We start from the raw sequence: 16,748 nt of genomic DNA on the forward strand, positions 1-16,748 counted from the left end.
ATTTAACAACAAAAATTCAGTAAAAAACTCAGGTATATATTGGCAGATTACATAAAATTATAGCGGCTGCATGTCTTTTTTATTTTTTCTACATTCAGCCAAAACGCGCTTTAAATAAGCGTTAGCACATTATTACAACGCCAATTTACATTATTATAGGGTCAAAACTCGCTATTGGGCGATCTTTTGCCTTTTTTATAATTAGTAAATTTCTTAATATTTTTGATTGGTTAGGAGTTCTATAGAGATGTCATTTCAGTGCTTCTTATTACCTGTTCTGGATCCCAGTGGGCTTTGTTGCACCACTCAAGGAAAGAACAGGCAGTTACTGATGGAATTTGTTATAAAATAGATATTTAGCCGACAAAGGAAAAATATGCCAATAAGAATGAAAGTCAGTAACTGCAATGAATATAACAAATTTCTTCAAGAAAGGGGAAATGTTTTTCATTATATCAACGATGCCATTGAAAATTGGTACGAAAATAGTCCAAAAGTAGCAGGTGGCAACAATGTCTACAGCGACAAAGTAGTGATTCTAATTCACATAATAACCTATCTATTCAGGATTGGTCTTAGGCAAACAGTGGGATTTATAGAGAAATATCTTGAGCAAATAGGGAAAATTTTGCAAATTATCAGCTATTCGCAGGCTTCAAGAAGGTTTAAAAAGCTTAATATCAAAATCAACGACTGCAGAGTTGATAAGAACGATATGGAAGATATTGAAATTGCTATAGATAGTACAGGTATCAGCATCTACAATAATATTCCAGGCCATAGTAAGGCAAATGGTACAGATAGAAAGTATCGCCGCTATGAGCAAACAAGAAAGCTACATGTAATGCTAGAGATAGGTAGTAAAAAAGTTATAGCTGCAAAATACAGTAGTGGAGTTTATTCCGACCACTATGGAGCCTGTGATCTTATTGAAAGAGTGGATACCAAGTATAACATAAGCACGATATATGCAGATAGATCGAAAGAAGTTATACAAACTGTGCGATGAGCTTGACATAAAGACAAGGATTCCTCCGCAAAATAATGCAGTAGAGCATCCAAAGTTGGATTATATGAATGAGAGAAATTCTACAATCAAGCTCATAAAGTCATATGATGAAGATGGTATGAAGAGGTGGAAAAAAGAGATAAATTATTGGAAGAGATCTTATATAGAAAGTTTTTTCTCGCGACTGAAGCAAATATTTGGATTTAGTTTTAGGAATAAATCTGAGATTAATCGTGAGAAGGAACTGCTACTCAAGTGTTATTTGCTTAACAAATTTACTGAAATAGGCATGGCTAAGTTTGATATAGCTTCATGAATTTATTATACATTACCCACTATCCGAAGAGCTGTGCAACAAAGCCATTCCAGTGTCAAGCACTGACCATCTACTACTCAAATTACCTGCAAATTGCAATGTTCGTACACCAAAACGCGGTATCTTGTTGTAGATTCCGCTAACAAGCAGCGGAATACCAAATTGTAGAAGTTGCTTTAGCTCTCCTCACTCTCCTTTCAAAGTAGTCTATTCTATAAATTTTTTTGTTAAACTTGATTTTAAGCCACGAACAAAATCTTTAATATCGCAAGGATTTCTTCCTTCCATTTGTACAACTTTAGGAATTAAAGTACCACCTTTTAAACTTATATGCATATTATCATTAATGATCTCACCTTGTCCTGAAGTGAAGGCTTCAAATTCAGCATCAAGTATCTTGATACGTTTATTCTCTACCTTAATGAATGCTTTTGGATAAAATGCTTTAACCTTTCTATAAGCAATTTCACAGGCGTCACTTGCGTAAATTTTATAGTCTTTTACTTTGTCAGCATAGCACGCATCGTTATCGCTCTGTTTTAAGGGAACTTGCTTTTCAATTTCGTTTAGTACTTTCAGCAGTAAATCACTACCTAATTCAGACAATTTATCATACAACGTCTTATAATTATCGCTTTTTTCAATAAGAAATTTTTTCTGTTTTAAAATAGGGCCAGAATCTAATCCTTCATCTAGCTGCATAATGCTAACTCCGGTTTCTTGATCTCCGGCTAAAATTGTGTGCTGTATCGGAGCTGCACCGCGCCACCTAGGTAGCAATGATGGATGAATATTAATACAACCATATTTGGGAATATTTAAAATTTCTTTTGGAAGTATCAATCCATACGCAGCAACAACTGCAACGTCTGGCTTAAAATTTCCAAACTTTTCTTGCTCTATCGAAGATTTTAAAGAGGCAGGAGTACATACCTCTATGTCACTTTTTTCAGCAACGATGTGTACTGGCGATTTTGTTAACCTCTGCCTACGTCCAGAAGGCTTTGGAGCTTTGGTATATACTGCTACTACTTCACTCTGTAATTTCAATAGTAAGTTTAACGCACCAACAGCAAACCCCGGTGACCCCATGAAAATAATTCTCATGTTTTCAGGTGTGTTTGCTTTAGGAATTTTCTGCTAACTTACTACTTACAGTTTCTATTAATTTAGCAAAATCATCCTTATGATTAACAGCCATCTCAGCAAGAATTTTTCTATTCAAATCAACTCCAACAAGTTTAAGACCATGCATAAACCTACCATAAGTAAGTCCATGTTCTCTTGCCGCTGCATTAATACGTATTATCCACAAACCACGAAAATCACGCTTGCGATTTCTTCTGTCTCTATAAGCATACTGTAGTGCTTTTTCAACCCTTTGTAATGCAATTCTATAACAATTCTTTGCCCGTCCTCTATAACCCTTTGCTAATTTTAATACCTTTTTATGACGAGCATGAGTAGCGGTTCCACGCTTTATCCGAGCCATTTTTATCTTACCTCCATTTTATTAAATACCATAAGGCATATAAAGTTTAACTATACGCGAGTCAGATTTATTGAGAATCGTTGTACCGCGTTGATTACGAATATTAGATTTACTTCTTTTTACCATGCCATGTCTCTTACCTGACTGAGTAGAGATGACTTTACCCTTAGCTGTAAGGTGAAAGCGCTTTTTGACAGAAGATTTTGTTTTTAATTTTATTTTCGTCATATTCTAAACAAATTTACAAACACCACTATTTAGTTCTTTATTAGTAATTAAGTATGAGTATAGATAATTTTATTAAAGAATCAAATTAAAATTGTATTTTAAAGCAGCTTGAATGTAATCACACCCAGTATATGTGTTATACCTTCTTCATTCCCAATTGGTAGCAATACTTGCCTTATTTTAACACTTTCACTTTCTTCCTCTTCGTTAATTGAGCATTTACTCTCTATTACAGTCTCAAGTTTATCAATAACTGCATCTATTTTATATAACCGCAAAAATGGTGCATCAATTGCATACTTATCATCGATGTACATCTTTTTTTCAAAACCATAGAATTCAATAGCTTTTTCTCCTGCATTTTCACAAATATAACCTCGATCTTTAACTTCAATGATAAAACAATGCTGCCATGACTCCATGATTTCTGCAGTGTCTATTTCATGTCTTTCTGGCCATTCTCTATCTGATCCTTTTATATCACTCCAATGTTGAGTAACTATATTCACTATTCTTCTTTCTTTGCCTGCATAATTTTCCATTCGAAATTCCACATATAAAACACAGATATGAGGTAAATTTATCGTGAATGTATTGATTTTTTCTTACTAAAGGATGTAGATTATTGAAAATTCTCATCCTGTTTACACAACAGGTAATGATAAATTAAGTATAATAATTAGAGCATAAAAATTATTAAATGAGGAAACTGTAAAAAAATAATAAAAAAATTCTATTTTTGCAATATTTTGGCTAACGAATAGAATTAGTTCCACTTTCTAAAGTTATTGCACTTAATAAATAACTAGATGGAGTTTCTTCCTTAGCACTACTATGGCTTTTATTTTTTCTATTATAAAACCAACATTTAAATGGTACAGCTGCTACCAAAGCTACTGTTACTGCTAACATACCTACTGTGAACACTATATTATTTTTCTCGTTTGAAGGTGTTTCCAATAATTTAAACTCTCTCAAGTTTGTATCATGAATCATAGGATTACCCAAAATATTCGTCGTATTTTGAACACTTTCTATATTTCGCATTGTAATTCCATTGCTAGCGTTTGATTTTTTCATTTCTTCCATTACTTGTTTTAAGTTTGGTAGTTCTGCTGTTGTATTTTCAATATCACCAGCTTCCAGCTTTTGCAAGTTCTCATTACTCAAAAACTCTTTGAGATACTTTTCATAAAACTCTTTGGCATTATATCTTTTATAACTTCGTATTTTTCCACTCTTGAGATCAGAAACAATATCATCAATCATCACTTTTGGATTTTCTGCATGCACTATTTCTCCTTCAGCAACAAGAATACGATAAGATGTATCGTCAAGCATACATACATACTTAAGTTTTAAATCACCTCCTCCCAATAGAAAATATATTGTTCTGTTTTGTTCTACATCTCGCAATTCTGATTCAATACTAATCCATCTATTCCTTTTTTCCTTATTGATTGATCTTTTTTTTCCTACAGTATTTTTAAATCTTCTTGACATATATGACCCCCAAGCTGACCAATATTTCCTTATGTATAAAAGATAAATTATTTAAGTCCACATCTTTTCACTAAGATTTTTATATTTTTATTATACTAAATAATACATATATTAATATCTGAATTTCTCATTGCAATTTATTATACCTTAGTAAAAACGATATAAAATTAGAGAAAGAGTTATAAAATTTTTTGTAAGACAGGAAAATTTCTTCTCCTTTGGTTCCAGAGCATATAAGTGCTGTAAGAGCTAAGTTGATGGCACTGTTGTGCCATCAAACTCTGGAATCTTACTCGACACTAATCTGAGAAGATAGATGTGCTACCGATGTAGCATTGCTGAGCAAAGATTCTATTTCTGATGTAGATCCGGAATGCTCAAGTTGAGCTTGTTCAGGAAGGTTTTTCATCGCTTTTTCAACATCGTAGCTACCTTCCCTATTTTTTCTATGCCATACAAAGTATCCTAATCCTGCAAAAGCTACTGCTAGCACTCCACCAAATATACCACCAGCAATCCCTGCTATTCCTATATACTGTCCTCCATTTATTTCGGGTAATTTAGGCCCTTCCACATCTGTGCTATTAAATATAGAATGATCTAACACTTCTTGTGAATTACTATCAAAACGGGAAACACTACTTATATCTTCAGGAGTAATTCCATAACTAGCATTTGATTCTTCTATTTCATTTATTACGTCATTAATCTCTTTAGTAGTTACTTTGCTTGATGCAAAATCGAATTCTTGTTTTGTTAAAGAAGCTGATTCGATAGTTACATCTTCCTGCATCTGATAATCAATTTCTTCAGTAGTAGATTCTCTCAATTGGCTATTTTCATCAGTTCTTTCTTTTAGCTTTTTTGAACTATCCTTACCCAATTCATCTACAAGGTTTTTTAGATATATTTTCTTAAATTCTCTATAATTATATTCTTTACTTTTTTCTATTTCTCCACTCTTAAGACCTAAAATAATTCCATCTATTGTCGATTCACGAATTGCTTGAGGAATGTCTATTGAATTTACTATTCCTGTAACCAAGCCTATCTCAGCTGCTCTAGAAGATATAGAGAGGTCTTTTACTGTTAAATTCTCTCCTTTAATTAAAAATTCTACTCTTCTGTTTTGTTTTATACTTTCCAAGTCAGATACAATTCTAATTGTTGGACCATCCATCTCCTGCTTATTTGTTGTTTCTCTCTTTCGCATGCTATTCTTAGTGTTTTGGAATTTTTTTGGCATTTCACACTCCTTAAATTAATTAACAAAAATATTATTTGAATTAACAAATACTTCTCTATGTTAGTGGATAAAATATTTAAACCTATATCTTTTTATTAAAATTTTTATGTAAAAGTTACTTTTATTATACTAAGTAATGTATATATTAATATTTAGATTGATAAATTGATTTTACTTCTGTTACAACTTATTATGCATAGATAACCTCAGTAAAAACGATGAAGCTAAACGAAATTAGAGAAAGATTTATAAAATTTTTTGTAAATAATAATCACGAGCAAGTTCCTTCTTCTCCTTTGATTCCAGAGCATGATCCAACACTCATGTTTACAAATGCTGGTATGGTACAGTTCAAAAACATCTTTACCGGCACGCAAAAAACTGAAATGAAACGTGCCGTCTCAAGTCAAAAGTGTCTCAGAGCAGGTGGTAAACACAATGATCTTGAAAATGTTGGCTATACATCTCGGCATCACACATTTTTTGAAATGCTCGGAAATTTTAGCTTTGGTGATTACTTTAAAGAAACTGCGATAGAATTTGCGTGGAAATTTATTACTGAAGAATTGTCTCTTGATAAAAACAGACTATCCATAACTGTTTACCACACTGATGATGAAGCATATGAAATTTGGCGTAAGATAAGTGGCTTTTCAGATGATAAAATCATAAGAATTACAACAGATGATAACTTTTGGAGCATGGGCAATACTGGTCCATGTGGCCCATGTTCTGAAATCTTTTACGATCATGGAAATTCCGCTTTACATGAAGACGACAGAATTGTTGAAATTTGGAACCTGGTGTTCATGGAATTTAATAAAGATGAAGAAGGTAATTTACAAAAATTACCAAAAAAATGCATCGATACCGGAATGGGCCTTGAAAGAATAGCAGCTGTTATGCAGAACGTTCATGATAACTATGATATTGACCTATTTTCTGCTCTGGTAAGTAAATCGCAAGAGTACTGTGGAAATACGGAAAATAAAGTAGCTCATAAGATTATCGCAGATCACCTTCGTGCAGCTGCATTTCTCATCGCAGAAGGAGTGCTTCCTGGAAATGAAGGAAGAAATTATGTACTACGCAGATTGATCAGGAGAGCAGCACGTTATATCCACCTACTTGGATATAATGATTCTCTATTGAACCTTGTTTTTCCTGCACTCATAGATGGCACAAGTTTGGCTTATATGGGAGATGCTTATCCAGAGCTAATCAGAGTTAAAAGCTTAATAGAAACAACGTTAAAATCAGAGGAAGAAAACTTTAAAGACACTTTAATGAAAGGCATTAATCTCTTGGACAAATTCACTGCAGATTTAAAATCAGGTGACACTCTATCTGGAGAATCAGCATTCAAACTATATGACACTTATGGATTTCCTTTGGATATCACACTTGATATTTTGAAAGAAAGGAAAATAAATTTTGACCAAAAAGGTTTTGATAATGCAATGAAAGAGCAAAAAGAAAGAGCACGTGCTAATTGGACTGGATCTGGTGAAAAATCTGTTGAACAAGTATGGTTTAATTTAATCGATCAGTTTGGCAAAACGGAATTTGTTGGTTATGAACGTGATAAAGTAAAGGATGCAACAGTACTCGCAATAATTTCCTCTAAAAATGAAGTAATTGATTCTGCAAAAGAAGGAGAAAAGATAACTATTATACTTGATAAAACACCTTTTTATGGAGAGTCAGGTGGACAAGTGGGAGATATTGGAAAGTTCCTTCTTGTCATCCCAGTACTTGATACTGGGATCCAGATTCCAGCGTCACGCGCTGGAATGACACCAGATTTAGGCGTAATCATAGTGGAAAATACCAACAAGATTAATGACCTATATTTACACAGATGTATAGTGGAGTCTGGTTCAGTTCGTAAAGGTGATACAGTTACAGCTAGTATTAACAAAAAAAGAAGACAAGACTTAAGAAGAAATCATTCAGCTACACATCTTCTACACTTTGCACTCAGAAAAATCTTAGGTGATCACGTTACTCAAAAAGGTTCTCTAGTCGCACCAAATAGACTAAGATTTGACTTTAGTCACAATAAGCCAGTCACTCAGGATCAGCTGTCTTCAGTAGAAGATATAGTAAACTCTCTAATCAGAGAAAATCTTTCTACGTCCACAAAAGTTCAAGGTATGGATGAGGCAATAGACGAAGGAGCGATGGCCTTATTTGGTGAAAAATATGGTGATAATGTTAGGGTTGTAAAAATTGGAGATTCAAAAGAATTATGTGGTGGTACACACGTGGAGCGTACCGGAGAAATTGGTTTGTTTAAGATAGCAGCAGAATGTTCCGTTGCATCTCGAGTAAGAAGAATTGAAGCTTTAACCGGTCAAGAAGCAATTAATTATGTACGCAATAACGAAATTAGCTTAAAAAAAGTTGCAGAATGCGTAAAAGCACCAGTAAATGAAATAATAAGTCGACTCAGTATTTTAAGCCAAGAGCGCAAAGAATTTGAAACCAAAATAAAAAATCTTTATAAAAAGATTATCAGTGTAGAAAATATAAAAAGTACTGAAATAAATGGAATAAATTTCGTAATCCACACTTTTACTGACGTTCCAGGAAGTATCATAAGGGAATTTGCTCTACAGCAACAAAAACCGAAAACTGTAATAGCCTTCATGGTAACAGAAAAGGATAAAACAGTTTTGATTGTCAAAGTAAGTAAAGATTTAACTAATAAGATCAATGCAAAAGAGCTAGTATCTACTTTAACCAGAAGGGATTGCGGTGGAAATGCCGAACTTGCCCAAACAGGCTGTGATAACAATAAAATAGATGATGCCATTACAGCAATCCATAGCAAAATAACAGCTTGCAAAAACTAATACACCCTACTACCTCGATATCTTTTAACCGTAAACGAAGGTATTATGCAAATAGGGGTAGAGAAGACTTAACTGTCAAATGAGCATATCAGGTAATAAGAACTAGATTACAGCTCCATGCACTGGAATGATATCTAGGTCTAAAGTCTACATAAAAATCGTTTACAATCGGCGTTCAATGTGATAAGTTGAAAGCAGTTTATTCCTCGGTAGCTCAGTGGTAGAGCAGTTGGCTGTTAACCAATTGGTCGCTGGTTCGAATCCGGCCCGGGGAGCACTATTTTATACAATCTGTACATTTCACTTTTAGCCCAAAATTCACTACCTTTTTTTTGTCTCTTAAACAGACAAAACGTGTGAAGTTATATAGTTTTAAAGCCTTTACTGTCAAAATGCAAAGATGTCTGCGCTTCACTTAGCTTGCTATCTGGCTCCTCTCCTATTTTTCTTTTATTACATTTCCTTTTTAATTGAGGAAGGACATTTTTTGGCAATGTTTCATCAATACTGCAATAATTGTAAATGAGCGAAGTAAGACGCACCAAATTTCCACTCGCCAAAGTCTGTACATCTCTGTAATTAATGCTGTTATCATATACTTTAAGTGTAATAAGATTTTTAAGGTTTCCACTTGCTGCTAAAGCCTCTGCACCTTCATTACTGATTTCATTCCATCCTAAACTCAGTAAAATAAGCTTTTGAAGGTTTCCACTTGCTAAAGCTTTTGCCCCCCTATCGCCAATTTTATTATCATATAATTTAAGCTCAGTAAGACTTGTAAGATTTCCACTGGCTAAAGCCTCTACACCTTCATCACCAATTTCGTTTCCTCCTAAATCAAGCGAAGTAAGATTTATAAGATTCCCGCTTGCTAAAATCTTTGCACCTTCTGTACCAACATAACTGCAACTTAGATCAAGTGAAGTAAGATGAGAAAGCTGAGCTAATTCTTTTATAACCTCATAATTAATTTTTGAACATCGTAAAATAAGTCTTGTAATGTTTGTATTGCTTTTTAAAAAGTTTACTAATCTATCAACATTAATTATAGCACCTGATGTTGCTAAAGTATTATCCTTTACATATTGGCTATAACTCATTTGACCTCACTATTAAAGCTATGCAAGTGTTTTAGTAAACACTTCAGCAACTGTCAATCACTTTAATAAAATATTTTATGAAAAACTTCATATACCATTGCCTCCAAGCAGCTTTTTCTATCTCTTATTTTAACACAAAAGTTGTGAGAAGAGTTTGTTTTTGGTACCATTGAGGGTTGCGATGTTAACTTTTATATGAACTTTAAATCAGTCGTTTTATGTATACTAGATGGCTGGGGTAATGGAATAGAAAATAGTAAATACAATGCTATTAGCAATTCAAATCCACCTTGTTGGCAACATATTAGCTCTAATTATCCAAAGTGCAGTTTATCTGCCTGTGGAACTGATGTTGGATTACCAGAAGGCCAAATAGGCAATTCAGAAGTTGGCCATATGAATATTGGCAGTGGTAGAGTGGTAATGCAAAGCCTTCAGCGTATTAATCAAGAAATCGAAATGATAGAAAATAATGCAAATCTACAGAATTTTATTAATGATCTAAAAAGTAAGAATGGCATATGCCATATAATGGGATTGATATCAGATGGCGGTGTTCATTCGCATCAAAAGCACATTTCATCTTTAGCAAACAAAATATCACAGCACGGAATTAAAGTTGTAATACACGCATTTTTAGATGGCAGAGACACACTGCCAAATTCAGGGAAAAGATGCATTCAAGAATTTACAGAAAGCATAAAGGAAAATGATATAAGAATCTCCACTATCTCTGGGCGTTATTATGCTATGGACCGTGATAATAGGTGGGAAAGAACAATTGAAGCTTATGAAGCCATCGCATTTGCAAAGGCGCCTCGTTATGATGATGCAGTATCGCTTATTGATGAAAATTACCAAAATAATATAACCGATGAATTTATCAGGCCCGCAATAATAGGAGATTATCAAGGTATAAAACCAGAAGATGGATTGCTATTGGCTAACTTTCGTGCTGATCGAATGATACAATTGGCAAGTATTTTGCTAGGCAAAACAGATTACGCTAAGGTAGCAAAATTTTCTTCAATTTTAAGTATGATGCAATATAAAGCGGACTTAAAAATCCCTTATCTCTTTCCTCCTGAATCTTTTGCCAACACTTTGGGACAGATAATAGAAGACAATAAATTACGGCAACTGCGCATTGCTGAAACTGAGAAATACGCGCATGTGACTTTCTTTTTTAATTGTGGAAGAGAAGAACCTTTTTCTGGTGAAGAAAGAATACTCATTCCTTCACCAAAAGTTAAAACTTATGACCTGCAGCCTGAAATGTCAGCCTTTGAGCTCACAGAAGAGCTTGTAAAAAAAATTTATTCTCAAGAATTTGCGCTGATAGTTGTAAACTACGCTAACCCTGATATGGTGGGACACACAGGTAATATAAAAGCGGCCGAGCAAGCTGTGCTCGCTGTAGATGATTGCCTTGCAAAAGTACTCAGCGTTGTCAAAGAAGTGGGTAATACTGCACTCATTGTTACAGCAGACCATGGTAATGTGGAATGTATGTTCGATGAAGAAAATAACACACCTCACACAGCGCACACTCTAAATAAAGTTCCATTTATTATATCTTGTGAAAATTTAAAACTGAGAGATGGAAAATTATCTGATATTGCTCCTACTATTTTACAGCTACTTGGACTTAAAAAGCCAAACGAGATGACAGGTAGTTCGTTAGTGCGTTCCATGTTGCTATAACTCTATTGTTAAGGGTTGAGGAAATAAAACACTGTGTATAGAAGATAGCATATCTATTTGCTGCTCTAAATGATCATGCTCAGCTTCCACATTAGAGTACCGAATATTATTCTTCCCTACATATACAGATAAAGAACCATCATCTTCAACTGCTTTGTTATTTTGCAATACTATATTAAAAATTTCTTTCTGTTTTAAAGCATCGAACCAATCTTCAACTGTCGTATAGAAAAACTCACCCGTTCCACTTTCCGGACACACTTCTGGAGAAATCTTTAGCACATCATGAGAAAGTGGTGGAGAAAAATAGCTCTTGAATGAGTAGCTGGGAGAATTGTAGTTATTGTGCAGAGCGATAACGTGATCTTGACCAGGAAGTAAAAAATCTAAAATTCTTTCTGCAAAGTTTCTAACAGCTCTCAAAGCATCTTCTGAAACACTGCCAAACTCTCTTAAGCTAGCTTCTGCACCTACATCATCAAACATGCGATTGGGATCGAATTCATACCGCTCACCATTTAAGTAAAATTCTACATTACGCGGAGTACCATCACCATGAGTAATGTATAGCATTCTTCCACCAAACTGCTGGAGTATATGCTCACCAGCCCCTTTTGAAGTTACTTCATTTTGATGCACATTAATAAAATTGATCCCACTTGTATCGCTACTTTTAATAAAAAGCTTAACCGTGGTATCACCCAACGCTAGATCATATTCTTTAGTGTCGATGTTTGACATTCCGCTGCTATCAATAATCAAAGCAAAAAATAGTACAAATTTTACTTTATGTTAGTTATAAGCTTTTTATTTTTAAATTTTTTGCTGTCAACATTAATGATTCATTAAAGAAGTTATCAGCATCACTAATGCTACCTATGCTTTTTGTATTGATAGATTGGTCAATTCTTTTAACTAGATTAGATAAAACTTTGTTAGGGCCAACTTCAACAAACTTATTAGTGCCATGGCTTGTCATATATAAAACCATCTCTCTCCATCTTACTCTACTTACAACTTGCTTAGCGAGCAAAGCTCTTATGATCTCTGGATCACTTTCTTCCTTAGCTGTAACGTTTGATACAAAAGGAATCGAAGGGCGAGTTATGTTGATGCTTTTTAAAAATTCCAGAAGTTTTTCATCAGCAGGTTTCATAAAAGATGAGTGAAAAGGCCCACTAACTTGTAATTTTATCATTTTCTTGACACTTGAGTTTTTGAATAAATCAGGTAAGACCTCAAGAGCCTCTGCAGTACCACTCACCACTACCTGCCCACCACCATTATCGTTTGCAATTTCACAATCAATTTGAGCTGATTTTAATATACCTTCTACTTCACTTATTTCTGCTCCAAGTAGAGCAAACATTCCACCTTTGCATTTTAGTGAAGCTTCATGCATTGCTTCGCTACGAACTTTTAGCAACTTGACTGCAGACTCAAGCGTCAATGCCCCTGCAGCACACAGCGCTGTATACTCGCCAACTGAATGCCCACAAACATACTGAACGCTGTAAAGAGATTCACCAAATACGTGCTTCATAACACGTAGCGTTGCAATTGACACTGCCATTATAGCTGGCTGAGCGTTTTCCGTGATGGTTAATTTCTCAATAGGGCCATTGAAAATCAAATGAGACAGCTTTCTACCCAATATGTCATCTACTTCATCAAATACGTTCCTTGCAACTGAAAATTCATCATATAAGCTCTTTCCCATTCCTACAAATTGGGAGCCCTGACCAGGAAAAGCAAAAATCATAAAAAGTTTTTCATTCTTCATTGATAATACTACTTTATTTATTTTTTGTCAATATTTCACAATAATGATTGACCAAATGAACCAGATTCACTAAAATCTTAGCTGGTAAGAAATTTGTAAGAACAATGGCAGAAATCGACTATCACAAAGTTACTATAGTTATGACAGATGGTCAAGAGTTTGAAACTTATTCCACTTATGGAAAAGAAGGTCAAAGAATAAAGCTTGATAGAGATCCTCTTACTCATCCTGCATGGACTGGAAGTTTGACAAGCGGTTCAGGGGAGAAGGATAGTAAAATAGCTAAGTTTAATGATAAATACGGGAGTCTTTTTTAGTTCCTCCCCTCTTTATTTAACATGTATAAATATAAAAATGTAGGCTATATTGCTTCTTCGCTACCCAAGTCTCAGGAAGTATCTAAACTACTACAGGAGCTTAATTTTATCAATATAGCAGAAGCAAGTAAGCCTGAAGTTGATTTGCTGATAGTTGTTGGCGGTGATGGTTTTATGCTACGCACTCTGCACAACTACGTCATAGGAAATAAAGATATACATGTGTATGGAATAAATACCGGTAACGTCGGATTTTTGATGAATAAATGCTTTGAAGATCTAATTGATCATATAGAACATGCAGTTCCTACTCAGCTAACTTTACTAAAAATGGAAGCCAAAGACATAAATGGCAAAAAACACCATTACATCGCAGTAAATGAAGTGTATGTCTTTAGAAATGCAAATCAAATAGTGGAGATGAATATTACCATTAATGATAAGCTAAAAGTAGAAAAATTCAGAGGAGATGGAATTATATTGTCTACCCCAACAGGTAGCACTGCATATAACTTCTCTGCCGGTGGGCCAATCTTACCACTTAATTCAAATTTACTTGCACTGACTTCCATTAATAGCTACTACCCAAGGCGTTGGAATGGAGCGCTAATCTCAAATGATACAATAGTGCAAATTGATATCAATGATGTGAAAAATCGTCCAGCACTTGTAGTATCAGATTACAAGGAATTTCACGACATATCGCAGGTAAAAATACAGAAAGATCACGAAAATACAGTCACTCTACTTTTTGACAAAGATTGCCCTTTGAATGAAAGGATCTTTGATCAGCAGTTCTTATACTAATATTTATTCTTAAATTAGTATTCACTATATCTTAATAACTATAGCGTAATCAACATAACATTGTAATTAATTTTGGAGCGAATATGCCTGAATCAGGAAATAAAGATAACGTCACACTGGTTTCTCATACAACGGTGAGTGAAAATAGTGCAGCAACTCAACCAACACCAGCACCTAGAAACACAGCGTTACAAACAAATTCGGCTAGCGAATCAAGTTCTGATGAAGAAAGGCAAGAAGAATCGAATGGTGCAAATACAGAACCTATTTATGCATCCATAGATCCAAATACAAAATCTCCAAAAAAGAGTTCAGGTAGTGTATCAGTTAGCAGATCACCTTCTCCTCCACCATCATATCAAACAGATGGCTCTGAAAAATCTTTGCTTGGAGATAATAAAAAGACAAACAGATTTTTACAGAAAGTAAAATATACGATGCAAAAGAAGAAAGTTACAATGCCTTTCGTAGGTCTTATTACGGCATGTTGTATTACGTCAATCGTTTTAGCTGTGAAGCAAAGAGAATTCATTGGATTCATCGGCAGCATAAATCCTGTTACTATATTTGTCGGAGTATTAGCGTCTTGTTTAGCCCTGGGAATTATGTGGGAATTTATGCAAGCAGTACGTACTAAGGAGCACAAGATCACAAAAAGAGATACTCAAGAAGTTTTAGATGAGATATCAAATACACTTTCAAAAGACGAGGAATGCATCAAATCTTTGGTATTAAAATATAGCAACGGTAATCGTGTTTACTTTACGTTTCACTCTCTTCCAGAAAAAGCAAAAAGTAATCCGAACATCGTAGAACTTACAGGCCAGCCAATCTATTACAAGAGTAAAGTAAATTCATTAATCAATGATAGAATATGGCTTCCTATCTTAGGAACAGTTCTTATTACTGGAAACATAACCTTCCCTTTAGCACTTTATTCAACAGGTGGTTTGAGCAACATAGTAAGTTCATACACAAATCCTACTATTTACTGGCCAATCGTTGCAATTTCAGGCACTCTACTGCTTTTCACTTTAGCTTGCACAATTCATCATTGGAGCAAAACTGATTTTAAAGATTACTTGTTATTAGATACAAAAGATGCTAGTAGTGGAAAGCCCAATGAAACAGCTATTAGAACTATCAAAAAGAGTGAAGAAAAGATTAGTTCAAAATTGTTACAAGTAGTTGCTGAACGATGTGGCCATCCAGATATTACTTATATTATTAATTAAATCTGGCTCGTACTTCTTTTTATCGCTATTCCAGTACTGTAACTGCAACGTTTTGAAGATTTACACTTGCTAAGACCTTGCTATTTTGATAGCTTGAGATGATGACAAGGAAGGGGTTTGTTTATGAAAAAAGGTTTAATATTTATATCTTTAGTAGCGGCTTTATTGATAGTCGTTAATTTTTTATATAAAAATAGCGGAATTGATGATTCACAAGTAGTAAACGTTTATTCATCTCGTAAAGAAGAATTAGTACATAGTTTGTTTGATGATTTTACAAAAACCACTGGCATCAAGGTACGTTATATCATTGACGATTATTCCCAATTGCTTTCACGCATGGAAAATGGTGGTGAAGCTGATTTGTTTTTAACTGCAGATGCAGTGAATTTGATTTTAGCCAAAAAAAGAGGGCTCTTATCTCAAGTGGATTCAGAGACTCTAAAAAATGCCATACCTGCAAAATTTAGAGATAATGAAGATTATTGGTTTGGTCTCACAAAAAGAGCTAGAATATTGGTTTACAATAAAGAATCAGTAGATCCTAAGGAATTAAGTACCTATGAAGATTTAGCGAATGAAAAATGGAAAGGGAAAATATTAGTACGCTCTTCCACAAGTCCATATAACCGATCATTGATCGCTTTTATGATTGCAAAAAATGGTTTTGAAAAAACAAAAGAATGGGTGAGTGGAATTGTAAGCAACATGGCAAGAAAACCAAGCGGTGGTGATACAGATCAAATTTATGCTGTAGCCGCTGGTGAAGGCAATGTTGCAATAGTAAACAGCTACTACTTTGCAAGAATCCTTTCATCAGAAAATAAAAAGAATATCACAGAAAAGTTAGGAGCTTTCTTTCCGAGTGATGGTGTAATGGTGAATATTAGTGGTGCAGCAGTAACAAAAAACGCAAAACACAGAGAAAATGCCATAGCTTTATTGGAGTTTTTTGTAAGCAAACAGGCTCAAGAGCTATATGCTAAAAAAAATCAAGAATATCCTATTGTTGAAGGTATTGAAACTTCTGATGTGTTAAAATCTTGGGGAAATTACCTACAAAGTACTCTGCCTATAAGTGAGCTTGAGAAGCATCTCTTTGAGGCTGTTATGATAGCAGATGAATGTAAGTGGAAATAAAATTTTATAG

At 34.3% G+C, this 16,748-nt stretch carries 15 protein-coding genes, 1 tRNA gene and 1 pseudogene; 8 read left to right on the forward strand and 9 right to left on the reverse strand.

Features of this window, described 5'->3' with window-relative positions; genetic code table 11:
- The first annotated feature begins 376 nt into the window (after positions 1–376).
- Positions 377–1,325: pseudogene (locus MJ631_RS06790) on the forward strand (IS5 family transposase).
- A 207-nt stretch (positions 1,326–1,532) separates the two neighbouring features.
- Here the strand turns inward: MJ631_RS06790 and fmt are convergent.
- From fmt to MJ631_RS06825, 6 genes are all read right to left on the reverse strand, one after another.
- A complete protein-coding gene (fmt, locus tag MJ631_RS06800) occupies positions 1,533–2,432 on the reverse strand; it encodes a methionyl-tRNA formyltransferase (protein ID WP_012481877.1) in 900 nt (299 codons plus the stop codon).
- A gap of 19 nt (positions 2,433–2,451) precedes the next feature.
- Positions 2,452–2,817 (reverse strand): 50S ribosomal protein L20, encoded by a 366-nt coding sequence (gene rplT, locus MJ631_RS06805; RefSeq protein ID WP_007302081.1) that lies wholly within the window; start codon positions 2,815–2,817, stop codon positions 2,452–2,454.
- A gap of 21 nt (positions 2,818–2,838) precedes the next feature.
- Entirely contained in the window at positions 2,839–3,045 is a 207-nt protein-coding gene (gene rpmI / locus MJ631_RS06810) for a 50S ribosomal protein L35 (RefSeq protein WP_006013548.1), read from the reverse strand.
- Between the two features lie 98 nt (positions 3,046–3,143).
- Entirely contained in the window at positions 3,144–3,587 is a 444-nt protein-coding gene (locus tag MJ631_RS06815) for a PAS domain-containing protein (protein WP_019236701.1), read from the reverse strand.
- A 211-nt stretch (positions 3,588–3,798) separates the two neighbouring features.
- Positions 3,799–4,548 carry a hypothetical protein gene (locus MJ631_RS06820; RefSeq protein WP_007302083.1) on the reverse strand — a complete coding sequence of 250 codons (750 nt, stop codon included), beginning with the start codon at positions 4,546–4,548 and terminating at the stop codon, positions 3,799–3,801.
- Positions 4,549–4,837: 289 nt separating this feature from the next.
- Complete coding sequence (locus tag MJ631_RS06825) at positions 4,838–5,794, reverse strand: hypothetical protein (protein ID WP_007302084.1); 957 nt, start codon at positions 5,792–5,794, stop codon at positions 4,838–4,840.
- Between the two features lie 218 nt (positions 5,795–6,012).
- Here MJ631_RS06825 and alaS point away from each other — a divergent pair, with 218 nt between their 5' ends.
- Positions 6,013–8,652, forward strand: coding sequence for an alanine--tRNA ligase (alaS, locus tag MJ631_RS06830; protein WP_214303218.1), 2,640 nt, complete (start codon positions 6,013–6,015; stop codon positions 8,650–8,652).
- Positions 8,653–8,855: 203 nt separating this feature from the next.
- A tRNA-Asn gene (locus MJ631_RS06835) sits at positions 8,856–8,927 on the forward strand.
- Between the two features lie 87 nt (positions 8,928–9,014).
- Here the strand turns inward: MJ631_RS06835 and MJ631_RS06840 are convergent.
- A complete protein-coding gene (locus tag MJ631_RS06840) occupies positions 9,015–9,752 on the reverse strand; it encodes a leucine-rich repeat domain-containing protein (RefSeq protein ID WP_213864013.1) in 738 nt (245 codons plus the stop codon).
- A gap of 195 nt (positions 9,753–9,947) precedes the next feature.
- Between MJ631_RS06840 and gpmI the strand changes: the two genes are divergently transcribed.
- Positions 9,948–11,456, forward strand: a complete 1,509-nt coding sequence (gpmI, locus tag MJ631_RS06845; protein WP_214303217.1) for a 2,3-bisphosphoglycerate-independent phosphoglycerate mutase — start codon at positions 9,948–9,950, stop codon at positions 11,454–11,456.
- Here gpmI and MJ631_RS06850 read toward each other — a convergent pair.
- Both MJ631_RS06850 and fabD read right to left on the reverse strand, forming a co-directional pair.
- Positions 11,451–12,197, reverse strand: coding sequence for a hypothetical protein (locus MJ631_RS06850; protein ID WP_007302088.1), 747 nt, complete (start codon positions 12,195–12,197; stop codon positions 11,451–11,453). The genes gpmI and MJ631_RS06850 overlap by 6 nt on opposite strands.
- A 55-nt stretch (positions 12,198–12,252) precedes the next feature.
- Positions 12,253–13,218 (reverse strand): ACP S-malonyltransferase, encoded by a 966-nt coding sequence (gene fabD, locus MJ631_RS06855; RefSeq protein ID WP_012481879.1) that lies wholly within the window; start codon positions 13,216–13,218, stop codon positions 12,253–12,255.
- Positions 13,219–13,343: 125 nt separating this feature from the next.
- Between fabD and rpmE the strand changes: the two genes are divergently transcribed.
- From rpmE to MJ631_RS06875, 4 genes are all read left to right on the forward strand, one after another.
- Positions 13,344–13,556 (forward strand): 50S ribosomal protein L31, encoded by a 213-nt coding sequence (gene rpmE / locus MJ631_RS06860; protein ID WP_006013575.1) that lies wholly within the window; start codon positions 13,344–13,346, stop codon positions 13,554–13,556.
- Between the two features lie 21 nt (positions 13,557–13,577).
- Positions 13,578–14,363: an NAD kinase gene (locus tag MJ631_RS06865; protein ID WP_017531835.1), complete on the forward strand. Its 786-nt coding sequence runs from the start codon at positions 13,578–13,580 to the stop codon at positions 14,361–14,363.
- 83 nt (positions 14,364–14,446) lie between these two features.
- Positions 14,447–15,598 (forward strand): hypothetical protein, encoded by a 1,152-nt coding sequence (locus MJ631_RS06870; RefSeq protein ID WP_063630573.1) that lies wholly within the window; start codon positions 14,447–14,449, stop codon positions 15,596–15,598.
- Between the two features lie 123 nt (positions 15,599–15,721).
- Positions 15,722–16,738, forward strand: a complete 1,017-nt coding sequence (locus MJ631_RS06875; RefSeq protein ID WP_007302093.1) for a Fe(3+) ABC transporter substrate-binding protein — start codon at positions 15,722–15,724, stop codon at positions 16,736–16,738.
- Positions 16,739–16,748: the final 10 nt, after the last annotated feature.

It is taken from the genome of Wolbachia endosymbiont of Oryzaephilus surinamensis (assembly GCF_025617515.1).
Classification (GTDB): domain Bacteria; phylum Pseudomonadota; class Alphaproteobacteria; order Rickettsiales; family Anaplasmataceae; genus Wolbachia.